A 15547-nucleotide genomic window follows, 5' to 3' on the forward strand; every position below is an offset into this window, starting at 1 on the left:
AGCTAAAATGCTTTATGTTTTCTGAAAATTTTCAGAGAAGGTCATCATAAAAGTAGCCAAGAAGTGAGTCTGCGATGAAAATCAAAGAGTCAACTACTTGGCTATCGTGCAAAACAAAGGGTTTATTTTAGTACTGTTTAATTTCACTTGGGAGAAGAATGGTTTCTCTGGTCCCATCATCATAGGCAAATACTTGCGCCGGATACTGTGGAGAATAAGGGAATGGCAAATCGATCCCCATCTCTACGGTACTGCCCGCTTGAGAAAAATGCAAGGTTACTTTTCCATGATTGTTCATTAAATCAAAAGCTAAAATATTATCTAACGGAATAACACCCTTAAGGTCTAAATCAATAATGAACCAGATACTATCGATCAGTTCATCTGGTAAACTTGATACCACACCTAATGATGCGTATCGATTACGGTTATTATCAAAACTTTCAAACATCGGCTTAGCCTCCTTTGTCTAAAAAACCGAAATGACGAGAACAACATATTATTATCAGGATAAACGAGTTATACTTTTTTAACGTTGGTTCATTCTAATAAACATTTATACAAAATGCAACAATATTTGCATACTTTTTTTCAAAGTATAAGAAACTTTTAAGAGGACTTCAAGAAACCTTATTATATAAGGGTTTTTGCGCTTATCAAAAAAACAAATAAGGGTTGATAAATAGGAATATACCATTCTTAAAACAATTTTTTTTTAAGTGGGAATTAAAAAAAACGAAGCAATGACACAAGTCACTGCTTCGTTGATCAAAAGACGTTTATTCTTCAGTTGAACCAATCACTTCTGGTTCTGCTGCTTCACCAGTTGATTCTTCTTCTTCTTCTGTTGGTGCAACAACTGCGGCGATTTGTTCTTCTCCATCAGTAATGATCGTGTATGCGTCATTTTTCGGTAGATCCGCTACAGTGATCGAATCACCTAATGCTAAATCAGTGATATCCACTTCGATGTTTTCTGGTAATTGATCTGGCGTAGCAGAAACAATCACGGTATATAGGTTTTGAGCCAATACACCACCAGATTTTACACCAGTAGATTCGCCGACAAGGACAACTTCTGTTTCGACTTCTGTTTCTTCTGTCATATTAACAGATAGGAATTCCACGTGTTCTAATTGGTTGGTAAATGTGTTTGATTGGACTTTATGAACAAGTGTGTTGACTTTTTTTCCTTCAATGTTCATTGTGATAACTGTGTTTGCGGCATTCTCACGCAATACTTTACTAAATGTCGCACTATCAAATGAAATTGGCGTGCTTTCTACATTGTAGCCATAAACGATTGCAGGAACTTTTCCTTCATGACGCAATTTGTTTCTCAATGAACGGGGACGTACTTCTCTTTTACTTACTTCTAATGATACTGACATAACCAAAATTCCTCCTTAAAATGTGACTGTCTGCTTTGGTGTCAGACAGATTTTATTTAAGTGAATGTCACATGGTCTCTTGCACATTATCAGGTAGCGCGAAAAAACGCAAAAAGACAGATGCGCGCATCTGCCCTTAAAAAGTCAGGATTCAACTTTTCTCCACCAGGTCATTACGCTGTGTATGAGAAATCCAATTCACTTTACTCTTTAACCGTAACGCGATTCACTGAGTAAGTCAAGGAAACAACTTAGCGTTTCCATTTTGCATGGTGTATGATTCAGGTTATAATGCTTATGTAGCTAGGAAAGGAAGCAGTTATGCGGTTAGATAAATTAATAGAAAAAGAATTAGAAACATCACGTAAAGAGATGAAACGACTTTTTGCGATGAAACTCGTACGTATCGATGGGAAAGTGGAACAGAAACAAAATCGTAATGTGGATAGTTTGCTCCACTGTATCGAAGTGGATGGCGTAAAGCTACATACAAATGAAGTATACTTTATGCTGAATAAACCGAAAAGAGCAGTAACAGCGGTGACGGACATTCACAAAACGACTGTTATCGATTTGTTGGCTTCAGCCGACCGCACCCAGCCTTTGTATCCAGTGGGGCGATTAGATCGTGATACAACAGGGTTATCGCTAATCACTTCAAATGGACAATTAGGCTATGAAATGTTACTGCCTGAGAAGAAAGTGAAGAAAACATACGTAGCAGTCGTCAATGAACAAGTGACAGAAGCTGATCAAGTTGCTTTTGAAAAAGGGATCATCTTTGATAGTGGCTATCAGTGTTTACCAGCCCATCTGGAAGTCTTGGATATCCAACAAGATCAAAGTATCGTACGACTGACGATCCAAGAAGGAAAATTCCATCAAGTGAAAAAGATGTTTTTAGCTTGTGGAAAAAAAGTGACTGCGTTACAACGTATCAGCATGGGCCCCTTACAACTAGATCCGCATTTGACTGAAGGATCTTATCGCTCATTGACGTTAGACGAACTAAAAAAATTAAAAAAATATTTTAAATAGTAATAATCATGAATTGATCGTTCATTCAATGAATTTTTTTTACACTCCTATTAGGAGTAAAATAGGAGTGAGAGGTGATGTTCTATGTCTGAAATCAAAGAAAAAAATAAAACCAACGAAAAAAAGAAAGTCCAAGTGAATATCAATAAGAATCTAGCTACTGACGTCGAAAGCATTTTAGATTCATTAGGAGTAAATCCATCAATCTTAATCACTGCTTTATATAAAAGGGTAGCTGCCAGAGGAGAAATTCCATTTGATTTATCTTTAACAAGTAAAGAGAAGGTTGAACTGCAGTTAATGAGAGTTGCGGAAGAGTCTGTTGAAACTAATCCGCCAGAAAATAGCGGTGACCACGAAGATCTAGTGTCATGGACGAGAGATCTAGATGAATAGTCATGACGTGTTCTTGATCTATATTCCCTTTAACGATGGCAGTGGGGGGGAACTCGTCCTGCTATTGCTATCCGTGTTCGAAGCAGAGATTCATTCTTGATTCTTCCTATTACAAGTAAATATGAGAATAAATCAAAGGCGATCAAAAAGCGATATTATGAAATAAAAGACTTAGATTCTGCAAGATTAAACAAGAAATCTTGGGTAGATACAGGAAACCGATTTGAATTGAAGAGTAATTTCAATCCCTACAGAGTCATTGGACATTTCTCAGAAGAAGATATTATTGGACTTTCTAAAATGATTTAGTGTCATTTAATAAGCAAGTGCACAGCCGGCGGTTCTAAGGCACTTGTTTATTTCTTTTATAGATAAACAATCAACAACCCATGAAAATGCAAATAAACGAAATATCAAATATAGAAGAAATAGGAGAATCAGATGAAATATCATACATTATTATTCGACGTAGATGATACGTTGTTAGATTTTCAACAAACAGAAACAGAAGCCTTGCACCAATTGTTTGCGGAACAAGGCATTGAACTGACACCAGAGATCAGAACAAGTTATAAAGCATTGAATCATCATTTATGGCGAGAATTCGAAAAGGGGCAGATGACAAGAGATGAAGTGACAGGCAACCGCTTTGGTCTGTTGTTCCAACAGTTCGGCAAGACCGTAGATAGCCAAGCAATGGATCAACGTTATCGACATTATTTGAATCAGGGCCATCATTGGATTCCTGGAAGCCATGAATTACTGGAAGCAGTGTCAAGTGAAGCAGAACTTTATATAGTGACGAATGGGGTTTCTCAAACCCAACATCAACGATTAACAGATGCTCGGATGATTCATTATTTTCGAGAAATTTTTGTCTCAGAAGCGATTGGCGCACAAAAGCCAATGAAGGCTTTTTTTGATCACGTGTTTGCTAATATTCCTGAGTTGGACAAAGAACGAACGGTGATTATCGGTGATTCACTGACTTCTGATATCAAAGGTGGAAATGAAGCAGGGATCGATACGATCTGGTTCAATAAAAACAAGTTGCCTGAAATACCAGAGATCCAACCAACCTATCGGATTGATTCTTTAGAAGAACTTTACCCGCTCTTGGAAATCTCACCTCATTAATTTTCAGAAAAATAGTGCATTTTCCTTTTTTTTCGCTATAATAGATTAGAATGAAAAAACGGATATGAAAGAGGTTTTAGTCAATGACAAAAAGCAAGCCAATTATCATTGGTGTGACGGGCGGATCGGGAAGCGGAAAGACAAGCGTCAGCCGAGGGATTTTTAGTCACTTTCCAGACCACTCCATCATGATGCTTGAACAAGATTCTTATTATAAAGATCAAAGTCATCTTAGCTTTGAAGAACGGTTGAATACAAACTACGATCATCCTTTTGCCTTTGATAATGAACTGCTGATCCAGCACGTTGAAAAACTACTGAACTATGAAGCCATTGAAAAACCAGTCTATGATTATGTTGCCCATACGAGAAGTCAAGCAACCATCATCCAAGAACCAAAAGAAGTGATTATTTTGGAAGGTATCTTGATTTTAGAAGACGAGCGTTTACGTGATTTGATGGATATCAAGATCTATGTAGATACAGACGATGATATTCGGATCATTCGCCGGATCAAACGTGATATGGAAGAGCGCGGCCGTACCTTAGATTCTGTGATCGAACAATATTTAACAGTCGTTAAGCCGATGTATCATCAGTTTATTGAACCAACAAAACGTTACGCTGATATTATCGTTCCAGAAGGCGGCGAAAATCACGTAGCTATCGACTTGATCACAACGAAAGTTGCTAGTTTTTTGAATCACCAGTAAAAAGATAAGAACAGGTGTTAGAACTGAAGTAGCCGTTATGCCTATCTTCTAAAACCAAATAAACGGCGTTTTATAAGTAACTTCTGCGGGTAATCAGCCATAAAGGAAGTGCTCAAATCCGAGAAATAAGCGTGAAAAACCGAAAATTTTTCTTCAAATTTTTGGGATTTCACGCTTATTTCTGAAGGAGCTACTTCACGTTTTTTATTCGGGCTTAGGAGGCACAAGAGGATCAAGCTTCTGTTGGTCGAAGTTGCATACGACGATTTTGTCGTTGTTCGTTACTTGTTCTTTTATGAAACATAGAAAAATGAAAAGTGTAGGAGAAGCGTATGGCTGAGAAGAAAACATGGGTACATAGAACCATCCAAGTCGCACCACTCGTTGGATTAAGTATTTTTTTCATATTGATCATGTATGGCTATCGACATGGCATCTTTCAATCGGCAGATTCTTTGCAACAATTCATGCAACAGTTTGGGAGCTATGCGATCATTTTATTTATTCTTATCCAAATCATCCAAGTGATCATTCCGATTCTGCCAGGAGGGATTTCTTCTGTTGCAGGGATGTTGATGTTTGGAAATGTCTTTGGGTTGCTGTATAGTTGTATTGGCTTGATTATTGGTGAAGCAATCGGTTTTTTATTCGTGCGTTATTATGGTACGAGTTTTGTCCGTTTTATCTTATCACCAAAAAAATTTCAAAAATTTGAACAGCTAGTCATTGAAAAAACAAACAATATCAAAAAGGTATTGATCGTTACTTTACTTTTACCTTTTGCGCCAGATGATTTGATTTGTCTCGTCGCTGGATTGACGAAGCTTTCATTTAGAGAATACATGCAAATTGTTATTCTTTTAAAACCTTGGTCGGTCGCTGTATATAGTATGATCATGTTGTTTTTATTCCAGCAAGCACAAGGGCATTTTTAGTTCATTGAATGGAGGAAGTAAAATGTTGGAGAAAGTAGTAGTAACTGAGAAAGAACTCGATGAACTCGTGACAGTTATCCATGAAGTATGGCCCGAAGCCTTTACGTCGATTATCGGTCAAAAGCAAGTCGCTTATATGTTGGAGACGTATCAATCGAAAGAACAGATCGGAAAAGAATGTGCAGCAGGGGTCAACTATTTCTTATTGAAGTTAGAGGGAAAAACGATTGGCTATACTGCTTATGAAAAGATGGGTTCTTCGATCTATTTAAGTAAACTCTATATTCTTCGAGACGTACGAGGGAAAGGTTTGACCTCAGAAGTCTTTCGTTGGTACGAACAATTAGCAAAAGAAACAGAAGCACAGGAGATTTTCTTGCGTGTCAATCAAGGAAATCAACAAGCAATCGCAGTCTATCAACATCAGGGATTTGTCATTGAGGGAGAATTGATCAGCGATATCGGCGAAGGATTTCAAATGGTTGATTATAAAATGAAAAAAAGACTCGCATAAAATGGTTGCTTGTGTTAAAGTATACGTTATGCGACGGGTCGAGAAGATCTCTGAACGTTAGAGGTCTAATTGATTTTGGCGGCACATGATCCACGGATCACCTACCGGATGTAGGCGTGCTGGACAAGACTTTTGTGGAGAAGGACTTGTCTGTCTGATTCTTTCAGGCACCAGTGAGTGGCGAACAAAAATGTTCAGCACTCAAAAATAAGCAGGGATTCCCAAATTTGCTAGTCAAATTTTGTGGAGTTCCTGTTTTTTTGTCTATCGGTTGGCTGCGGATCAGTGGGCTGCTTTCACAACCTCTATAGGGTGTTGGCTGCTTTGCTCCTATGGTATAATCAGTTTTGTACCTACAGACATGTGGGTATGCTTATAGAGATGATGCGTTGACATGACAAGTAACTCATGTTTAACACGTAAGGAGTTTTTAGATGATTGATAAAATCAAACGATTTGGGCGGAACTTTACCCAGACGACACCTTTTATTTTGAGTAATACGGTTATCTTGGTGCCGTATCTTTTATTTTTAAGTTTGAGTGATGGGAACCAATGGTTATCGATTTTACCCTTCACTTTGTTCTATACCTTTCGGATGACAGGTCTGTTTTTAGTTAATAGTATTCGTTTTGGTCTGGATAGTTATACCTTGTTGATGATTTCTTTATTGATGGGTGGCGCAGGTTCGTTGATCGGGATTTTTGGCGTCCTTTATTTCCCGCTGTATTATCTGTCAAGTGTACTTTTAGGACTAAGTGCGGCATGGCTGATCCCCACAAATATCACAGTGAATTACCATGAAAAACAACAGGGATTCACGAACATGTCAGCAAATAAATTTCCATTTGCGATCCTGTTGTTGCTTGTTTTGTTTCGGGTGATCGAGCTTCCCGGATCGACGCAAGTCGTGATGACATTAGCGTTATATACATTGTTCTACATTATGGCATACCATACGATCAGTCATTATCCTCGCTATGAATTGGATTTTAAAGAGATGAAGTCGAATGTGGTAGTGACCAAAGAGTTGCTTTTATTTATCGGCTTTTTCGTTTTGTTGTTTCTTTTGAGAAATGCTCGTTTGTTGATTGATCCTGCATTATTTGACGTAGCAATCTATGGATTTATGCTGTTGTTTCTATTTGCAGCTTTTTATCTTGGAAGGGCTAGAAAGCAGTGGAAATTACCCACTTGGTTAAATAGTTTTACTTTTCTGAATGGCATGTTAGGTAATTTTCTTTTTTTATTCGGGACACTTTATATCGGCCGCGTCTATGGTTTCGACTATTTAGGCGTATATATGTATTTACCTTATATTGCAGGCATGGTGTTAGCCAAAATCATTGGCAATCAAGCAATCCAGATTCCCACGATCGAACCAGTCCTCATTCAATTAGCCGGATTAGTTAGTTCGTTGATGGTTCTGTTACTTCCACAAATCGGCTTTGTGGTTGGTTTGTTCTTATTAAGTTTTTGGCACGCGGTAGTAGGTAGTTGGTTGAATCGTACGTATTATGAGATCGATACAGAAATACCGATGGATAATCGTGTGATCAAAAAGTTTACGACACAAAACAAAGGAAGTGTGACCCATCAATTTTTATTGATGTCATTGCTGTTGGTGATGGCACGATGGTTGGACGAACCTGTGAGTGTATTGCTCCAACTGACTGGTAGCCTGAGCGTACCAAACGCGATGATCCAATTGTTAGTTTATGTAAAATGGATAAATGTCAGTGTATTGATCCTTGGAGTAATCGCTGTCTATCTTTTATGGAGGAAAGAACATGCAAAAAATATTCATTGATGGTGACGGCTCCCCAGTGAAAAATGATGTGATTGAAATTGCGGCATCTTTTCAATTAGAGGTGATGATCGTGACAAGTGTCGATCACTATACCAATAAAGAGTATCCAAGCTATGTACAGTTTGTATATGTCGATAAAGGGGCAGACAGTGCAGATTATAAAATCGTCGGGCTGATCAAAAAAGGTGATTTTTTGATCACTCAAGATTATGGCTTAGCTTCATTGGTCTTACCTAAAGGTGTTCGAGTCTTTCATCAATCGGGGAAGGAATTTGATACCACGAACATTGATGGATTATTAGAACAACGTTATCAAAGCAGTAAGTTGAGAAAAGCGGGCATTCGGACGAAAGGGCCGAAGCCTTTCACTCATGGAGATCACCAAAGGTTCAAAGAAGCGTTGATCCGAGCGCTTGAAGAAATTTGAATAGAATATAATAGGTGAACATTGCTTCTAACTAAACAGAAGCAGTGTTCCTCTTTTTTATTGCTAAAATAAGTACGATATCTTTGATTGATTCTATAACAAAAGATATAATTATGAAGATTATTTAATTATATAATCATATATTTTTAACCAAAAAAGAAGGGAGTGCAGAAAATGAAACATGTGAAGGCGTTGGTGGTAAAAGCAATCATGATTTGGGCAATTTTGTGGATCGTTTTAACGGGACTGTATGGTGTTAGTTTCATGGATTCAACGATTGTCGGAGTAATCATTGTTGTCATGATCTATGTATTAGGTGATTTATTGATTTTACGAAAAGTAGGAAATATCGCGGCTACAATTGCAGATGCTGGTTCAGCTGCAGCCATTCTATGGTTATATCTTTATTTTATGAACGATATGACGGATATTTGGATGAAGGTTTTAGTACCGGCGGTATTGATCGGGATCGCTGAATGGTTCTTCCATAAGTGGTTGCTCTCGCAAAGAATCGTACCAGATGAACGAAAAATGAAATAATCAAACCAAAAAAGCTAAAATTATCAAATAGATAGGGAGTAAAAGGCTACAGACTAAAAAACAGGAATAGTGCGTATCCTTAACTCTCATCATCAAGCAATGAGGTTGTGTCAAAAGTACACAGCTAAAAAAATAAACGAGAACATCCGAAAATAGTTTCATATTTTGGGATGTTTTCGTTTATTTTCGTCTTTTTTTATAATAGTTGATCAGTGTATCAATGGCTAAAAAGAGAATGACCACAGCTGCGATCGTATACGTGAATATACCTAATAGTGTAATAAAATTGATTTGGTCGTCTGGTGCAGCTTGGACAAGCAACGAAGAGCCGACGATCAATGCGGCGAGTATCACACCAAATACTAAACGGTTCACCATACTTTCGATCCGGTTCATCAGTTGGTCTTGTTTTTTTAGTTCCAAATTGATTTTTCCTTGTCCAGAACGCCAAGTTTCTAGAAGGTGATAGACTTGTTGCGGGATTTTCGGTACGGTTTTGATACCATCGAGTATATCTAAGCCCGCTTGCTTCAAGGTATCTTCGACAGAGAGATGTGCTAAGAAATATCGTTGTGCAATGGGCGTAGCGACTTCCATCAAAGATACTTCAGGATCAAGGACACGAATCACTCCTTCTAATGTGCTAAACGCTTTAAGCAATAACGTGATATCACGATCGATTTGTAAGTTGTTCTGATGGCAAATCGAGACGATCTGCGCAAAGACTTCTTGCAAGTCGATTTCTTCAAGGGGGAGGTCTAAATATTGCGTCAAAAAGCTAGCGAGTTGTTGATGGAATTCACTTTCATCAAAAGGCCCTTCTTGTTGACATAAGTTGATGACGGCTTTTTCAATACGGTAAATATCTCGTGTATAAATCGCTAAAACGATTTCCATCAGCTTTTGTCTTAGCGAAGCGGAGAGACTGCCCATCATACCGAAATCAATATAACTAATTGTATATGGTTGCAATGGTTCAGTGACAGTAGCAGTCGTTTTGAAAGAAATCGAGCCTAGTTGTTTTTGGTGTTCTTTTGTGTCTGTCGTTACATTTTCTGAAAGTTCTTCAACGCTTAAAGGATGGAACAATAAATTCCCAGGATGTGGATCGGCATGAAAAAAGCCATCGTCAAAGATTTGCTTCATAAAATGTTCGATCAATCGTTTAGCCACTTGTTGTTTCAATTGAGTATTCGTAAGTGTCTCAATGAGGCGTTCATCCGTTTCTTCAAGATTCATCAATTGGTTGAAGTTCTTTCCAGACATTTCTTCCATCACAATAACTTTTTTTGTGCAAAGTGCCTCATAGATTTTAGGGGATCTAATTTCATACCAATGGTTGTTTAGGTCATAGAAACGTGCGCCATTTTGACTTTCTTTGTAGAAGTCCAATTCGTTTGTCAATGAACGTTTGACTTCTTGCAACACGCCTTTTAAATCGATGACGCTTGTTTCAGGAATATATTTGATCAAAGGAATCGCCCGTTCGAATAACTGTAAGTCCATCATGATTTCCTTCGCAATATTTGGATGTTGGACTTTTACAACGACTGCATCGCCATTCTTTAACGTTGCACGATGTGCTTGACCCATAGAGGCAGAAGCGAAAGGTGCTTTATTGAAGCTAGTAAAAATCGTTTCTAAGGATGCGTCTAATTCCTGTTCAATCGTTTTTTTCGTCGTGACAAAGGGATCACTTGGTACATTGTCTTGCAATGTTTTGAATGTCTTAGTAAACTCAGCAGAGAGTAAGTCATCACGGACAGAAAGCATTTGCCCAATTTTTATAAAGGTTGAGCCAAGTTCTTCAAAGGCTTTTTTTACTTGTTCAGGATTTTTTTGTTGGATCAGATTAGGCAGAACATTTTCTTTGATGAATACGTGAATGATTTCTGTTAAACGGCTTCGAGAAGTAGTTTTGGTCATAACTATGCCTCCTTTCTCTTATCATAACGATAAAGAAAAAAAGCGACAACTATTCCGCTGTTTTTTGAATAAAATGACATGTGCCTCACCTTTTTTCAAATAAGCTGTTTGCATCTTTTGTTTTTGTGCTAAAATATGAAGTAAAAATGAATGATATCGAATACAGGAGGAAAATCTTTTGAAGATTACTTTATTATATGGTGGACGCAGTGCGGAACACGAAGTTTCGATTCTTTCAGCGTTTTCCGTTTTAAATGCTATTTATTATGCTTATTATCAAGTACAGCTCGTATTTATTAGTAAAGACGGCCAATGGGTCAAAGGCCCGTTGTTGACTGAAAAACCTACAAGTGAAGAAGAATTGCACTTGACGTGGGACCCAAGTGGGAAAATGACAGAAGGATTTACGGGTACTGTCATCAATCCAGGAGAGATCAAAGAAGAAGGAACCATCGTCTTTCCAGTTCTTCACGGTCCAAATGGCGAGGATGGCACGATCCAAGGATTCTTGGAAACCTTGAATATGCCTTACGTCGGTGCGGGTGTACTGACGAGTGCTTGTGCCATGGATAAGATCATGACAAAATATATTTTACAAGCAGCCGGTGTACCGCAAGTACCTTATGTTCCAGTTTTGAAGAATCAATGGAAAGAAAATCCTAAAAAGGTATTTGACCAATGTGAAGGCTCATTGCTTTATCCGATGTTCGTGAAGCCAGCAAACATGGGGTCAAGCGTGGGGATCACTAAGGCTGAAAATCGAGAAGAATTACAGAATGCCTTAGCAACAGCTTACCAATACGATTCACGTGCCATCGTTGAACAAGGAATCGAAGCACGGGAGATCGAAGTCGCTGTTTTAGGAAATGAAGACGTCCGCACGACCTTGCCTGGTGAAGTGGTAAAAGACGTGGCATTTTACGATTATGATGCGAAGTACATCAATAATCGCATCGAGATGCAGATTCCAGCAGAAGTACCAGAAGAAGTCCATCAAAAAGCACAAGAGTACGCAAAATTAGCGTATACGATGTTAGGTGGAAGTGGCTTGAGCCGTTGTGATTTCTTCTTGACGAATAAAAATGAATTATTCCTTAATGAATTAAATTCAATGCCTGGATTTACAGCATTCAGCATGTACCCATTGCTATGGGAAAATATGGGCTTGAAATACGGTGACTTGATTGAAGAGTTGATCCAATTAGGCTTGAACCGTTATAATCAAAGACAAAGTTTCTTTGACTAATTGAAACGTAATCAGCACAAGTATGAATGTGTCGAAGTAGTATGTATAGCAAAATAAAGGTTGTGGATGATCATCTGGTACTGATTGAAAGCGAAAGATTTTTACTATTCGACGCTATCAGTATTGGCGATTTTCACCACCTTTTTTGTTCCTATTCCTATAGGACTACTGGTCTAAATCGAAAGGACAGAAAATGGATGAACATAACAATACAAGAAATTGCTCAAGCAGTTGGCAGTCATCATGAGTCGACCCAATCAATCACAGGAGTAGAATTTGATAGCCGCAAAATCAAAAAAGGCGATTTGTTCGTTCCTTTAGCTGGCGCAAGAGATGGGCATGAATTTATTGAACAAGCTATCGCAAATGGGGCAGTTGCTTCTTTTTGGAGTTGGGCAGCCGAAAAGGCACCAGAGGGGATCGAGATCATACCAGTTTCTGATCCTTTAAAAGCAATGCAAGAGTTGGCGCAATACTATTTGAAAAAAGTTGGGGCGGATGTAGTGGCTGTTACCGGTAGTAATGGGAAGACGACCACAAAGGATCTAACAGCTTCTGTCTTAGCGCAAGGATATAAAACTTATAAAACACAAGGAAATTACAATAATAATATTGGCATGCCTTATACGATCTTGCATATGCCTCAAGATACTGAAAAAATCGTTTTAGAAATGGGAATGGATCATGCCAATGAAATTACGGAACTCTCGTTGCTGGCACAACCAAAAGTTGCAGCAATCACGATGATCGGTGAGGCTCATATCGAGAATTTAGGGTCACGAGAAGGTATCGCCAAAGCAAAAATGGAAATTGCTGACGGGTTGCTACCAGACGGATTATTGATCGTACCGAATAATGAACCATTGCTAGAACCGTTGGTTGCTCCATTGTCTCAAAAAATCAAGACGTTTGGAATCCAACAAGGCGATATTTCTGCACAACAAATCATCGAAGAAAAGCAACAAACGACATTTATCGTTGAAGGCGAATCATTCACGATCCCTTTACCTGGTAAGTATAATGTGACGAACGCGCTGATTGCTTATGCGATCGGGCAGTTTTTCGAGTTGTCTCTGTCGGAAATCCGACGAGGTCTAGCAACTGTCTCAGTGACACAAAATCGAACAGAATGGCTGACTGCTGGAAACGGGGCAGCGATCTTAAGTGATGTTTATAATGCCAATCCTACAGCTATGGGATTAGTCTTAGATACTGTAGCAAGCCTCCCAGCAGCGGGACGAAAACTTGCCGTTTTAGCCGATATGTTGGAGCTAGGAGTAGACTCGCCTCTCATGCATGCTTCAATGAGTGAACATATTTCTTCAGACATCTTCTCGATGATCTTTTTGTATGGAAAAGAAATGCAGGCGTTAAAAGATGCTTTGGCTCAGAAATATCCTGATTTGCCGGTTTATTATACTGAAGAAAATAAAGAGCAATTGATTGCAGCGGTGATTGCTGAGATCCAGCCAAATGACACGATTGTACTAAAAGGTAGTAATAGTATGGGCTTGATTGAAGTGGTCGAACGACTACAAGAAATGAAATAAAAACTGTAAACTTGCAGAAAACAATAAATTATGCTAGAATAACCTATTGCCGAAAGATGAAGAGAAATTGGACTGGCTTGATGATGAAATGCGAAAGCCAGATGTCATAACAATGATAAAGCTGAACGCGACCCGTTTGGCTTTTCTAATGCCTAAACTTCGCAAAGTGATTTTTCGGTGGTGCCACAGGGGCTAAGAATGGATGGGAAACGTGCGTGGCCACTGTCAAAAAAGCAACAGACACTTTGACCGAACAAAAGACGGGGTAGCAAACTATAGCTACATCCTCAGTTAACAACCATATAGGAGGATTCATTTGAAATTTAAAGAACTAGAATTATCACCAGAATTATTAAAATCAGTAGAACGTGCAGGATTTGAAGAAGCGACACCGATCCAATCAGAAACGATCCCACTTGCCTTGGAAGGCAAAGATGTGATTGGACAAGCACAAACAGGAACAGGTAAAACTGCTGCGTTTGGCTTACCGATGTTAGAGAAAATCGATGCAAATCGTCAAGAACTACAAGGATTGGTTATTGCACCAACACGTGAATTAGCGATCCAAACACAAGAAGAACTGTATCGTTTAGGACGTGACAAACGTGTTCGTGTCCAAGCTGTCTATGGCGGTGCCGATATTGGTCGCCAAATCCGTGGATTGAAAGACCGTCCACATATCGTCGTTGGTACACCGGGTCGTATGTTAGACCATATCAACCGTCACACATTGAAACTTGGAACAGTTGAAACATTAGTATTAGATGAAGCAGACGAAATGTTGAACATGGGCTTCTTGGAAGATATCGAAAGTATTATCTCTAAAGTACCAGACCAACGTCAAACACTATTGTTCTCAGCGACAATGCCACCAGCAATCAAAAATATTGGTGTGAAATTCATGAAAGATCCAACTCACGTGAAAATCAAAACCAAAGAAATGACTGCTGACTTGATCGATCAATACTATGTACGCGCAAAAGAATACGAAAAATTCGATGTGATGACTCGCTTGCTCGATGTACAATCACCAGAATTAACGATCGTCTTTGGACGTACAAAACGTCGTGTCGATGAATTAGCTCGTGGCTTAGAAGCTCGTGGCTATCGTGCAGAAGGTATACATGGCGACCTTTCCCAACAAAAACGTATGAGCGTATTACGTTCATTCAAGAGTGGACATTTAGATATTTTAGTTGCTACAGACGTAGCTGCACGTGGTTTAGATATCTCAGGAGTTACTCATGTATACAACTATGATATCCCACAAGACCCAGAAAGCTATGTTCACCGTATCGGTCGTACTGGTCGTGCAGGTAAAGGTGGTATGTCAGTAACTTTCGTTACACCAAACGAAATGGGTTACTTACATGTTATTGAAAACTTAACGAAAAAACGTATGACAACTTTACGTCCACCGACTGAAAAAGAAGCATTCAAAGGACAACTAGGCGCTGCTATTGAACAAATCGAAGAAAAACTTGAAGAGAATGGCTTAGATAAATATCTGCAAACTGCGGATAAATTATTGGAAGAATACTCTGCTCAAGATTTAGTCGCTTTATTATTGAAAACAACAGCCAAAGATCCATCAGATGCAACACCAGTAAAAATCACACCAGAACGTCCATTGCCTATGCAGAAAAAAGGCTACAACAAAAATGGTAAACGTGGTGGCGGAAGTGGCGGCGGAAACAACCGTAATCGTCGTGATAATGGCAACTACCGTGGCAACAAAAATTCAAAAGGTAGCGGTAGCTACAGCAAAAACCATAACAAACAAAAAGACAATGGTGGAAAACGCACAAACGACAAAAAACGTGGTTTCGTGATCCGCACGAACAACGACTAATCCACATGTAAAGTGGTGGTCTTAGAAGGACCATCCGAATAAGCCCGTCAGATCCAAAAATAGCTTACCTATTT

15 protein-coding genes are annotated in these 15547 nt (G+C 38.8%); 12 read left to right on the top strand and 3 right to left on the bottom strand.

Annotated elements, in window-relative coordinates; all coding sequences use genetic code 11:
- Nucleotides 1-127: 127 nt before the first annotated feature.
- Together IGI79_RS00960 and IGI79_RS00965 are read right to left on the bottom strand one after the other, a co-directional pair.
- Entirely contained in the window at nucleotides 128-451 is a 324-nt protein-coding gene (locus tag IGI79_RS00960) for a DUF960 domain-containing protein (protein WP_019722687.1), read from the bottom strand.
- A 328-nt stretch (nucleotides 452-779) separates the two neighbouring features.
- Nucleotides 780-1391 (bottom strand): 50S ribosomal protein L25/general stress protein Ctc, encoded by a 612-nt coding sequence (locus tag IGI79_RS00965; protein WP_438845608.1) that lies wholly within the window; start codon nucleotides 1389-1391, stop codon nucleotides 780-782.
- Between the two features lie 321 nt (nucleotides 1392-1712).
- On the opposite strand from IGI79_RS00965, the gene IGI79_RS00970 reads away from it, so the two are divergent.
- The 9 genes from IGI79_RS00970 to IGI79_RS01010 all read left to right on the top strand — a co-directional run bounded on the left by IGI79_RS00970 (nucleotide 1713) and on the right by IGI79_RS01010 (nucleotide 8899).
- Entirely contained in the window at nucleotides 1713-2429 is a 717-nt protein-coding gene (locus tag IGI79_RS00970) for a 16S rRNA pseudouridine(516) synthase (protein WP_066025319.1), read from the top strand.
- 84 nt (nucleotides 2430-2513) lie between these two features.
- Nucleotides 2514-2825 carry a type II toxin-antitoxin system RelB/DinJ family antitoxin gene (locus IGI79_RS00975; RefSeq protein WP_019722690.1) on the top strand — a complete coding sequence of 104 codons (312 nt, stop codon included), beginning with the start codon at nucleotides 2514-2516 and terminating at the stop codon, nucleotides 2823-2825.
- A gap of 441 nt (nucleotides 2826-3266) precedes the next feature.
- Nucleotides 3267-3962, top strand: coding sequence for a YjjG family noncanonical pyrimidine nucleotidase (locus IGI79_RS00980; RefSeq protein WP_010734364.1), 696 nt, complete (start codon nucleotides 3267-3269; stop codon nucleotides 3960-3962).
- 83 nt (nucleotides 3963-4045) lie between these two features.
- Nucleotides 4046-4675 carry a uridine kinase gene (gene udk / locus IGI79_RS00985; protein WP_010734363.1) on the top strand — a complete coding sequence of 210 codons (630 nt, stop codon included), beginning with the start codon at nucleotides 4046-4048 and terminating at the stop codon, nucleotides 4673-4675.
- A gap of 332 nt (nucleotides 4676-5007) precedes the next feature.
- Entirely contained in the window at nucleotides 5008-5610 is a 603-nt protein-coding gene (locus tag IGI79_RS00990) for a TVP38/TMEM64 family protein (RefSeq protein ID WP_010734362.1), read from the top strand.
- A 25-nt stretch (nucleotides 5611-5635) separates the two neighbouring features.
- Nucleotides 5636-6124, top strand: a complete 489-nt coding sequence (locus IGI79_RS00995; RefSeq protein WP_438846059.1) for a GNAT family N-acetyltransferase — start codon at nucleotides 5636-5638, stop codon at nucleotides 6122-6124.
- Nucleotides 6125-6558: 434 nt separating this feature from the next.
- Nucleotides 6559-7932 (top strand): hypothetical protein, encoded by a 1374-nt coding sequence (locus IGI79_RS01000; protein ID WP_438845609.1) that lies wholly within the window; start codon nucleotides 6559-6561, stop codon nucleotides 7930-7932.
- Entirely contained in the window at nucleotides 7913-8359 is a 447-nt protein-coding gene (locus IGI79_RS01005) for a YaiI/YqxD family protein (protein WP_438845610.1), read from the top strand. Before IGI79_RS01000 ends, IGI79_RS01005 begins: the two co-directional genes overlap by 20 nt.
- Nucleotides 8360-8533: 174 nt before the next feature.
- A complete protein-coding gene (locus tag IGI79_RS01010; RefSeq protein ID WP_010734357.1) occupies nucleotides 8534-8899 on the top strand; it encodes a DUF2512 family protein in 366 nt (121 codons plus the stop codon).
- A gap of 180 nt (nucleotides 8900-9079) precedes the next feature.
- On the opposite strand, the gene IGI79_RS01015 is transcribed toward IGI79_RS01010, so the two are convergent.
- Nucleotides 9080-10825 (bottom strand): ABC1 kinase family protein, encoded by a 1746-nt coding sequence (locus tag IGI79_RS01015; protein WP_066026491.1) that lies wholly within the window; start codon nucleotides 10823-10825, stop codon nucleotides 9080-9082.
- A gap of 178 nt (nucleotides 10826-11003) precedes the next feature.
- Here IGI79_RS01015 and IGI79_RS01020 point away from each other — a divergent pair, with 178 nt between their 5' ends.
- The 3 genes from IGI79_RS01020 to cshA all read left to right on the top strand — a co-directional run bounded on the left by IGI79_RS01020 (nucleotide 11004) and on the right by cshA (nucleotide 15473).
- The gene (locus IGI79_RS01020) at nucleotides 11004-12071 is read left to right on the top strand and encodes a D-alanine--D-alanine ligase (RefSeq protein ID WP_019722696.1); all 1068 of its coding nucleotides are present in this window, start codon (nucleotides 11004-11006) and stop codon (nucleotides 12069-12071) included.
- 197 nt (nucleotides 12072-12268) lie between these two features.
- Nucleotides 12269-13621, top strand: coding sequence for a UDP-N-acetylmuramoyl-tripeptide--D-alanyl-D-alanine ligase (locus IGI79_RS01025; protein ID WP_438845611.1), 1353 nt, complete (start codon nucleotides 12269-12271; stop codon nucleotides 13619-13621).
- Between the two features lie 316 nt (nucleotides 13622-13937).
- Nucleotides 13938-15473 (top strand): degradosome RNA helicase CshA, encoded by a 1536-nt coding sequence (cshA, locus tag IGI79_RS01030; protein ID WP_066026494.1) that lies wholly within the window; start codon nucleotides 13938-13940, stop codon nucleotides 15471-15473.
- Nucleotides 15474-15547 lie beyond the last annotated feature (74 nt).

Origin of the sequence: Enterococcus sp. AZ084 (assembly GCF_051714905.1) — a bacterium.
Lineage (GTDB): Bacteria > Bacillota > Bacilli > Lactobacillales > Enterococcaceae > Enterococcus_B > Enterococcus_B pernyi.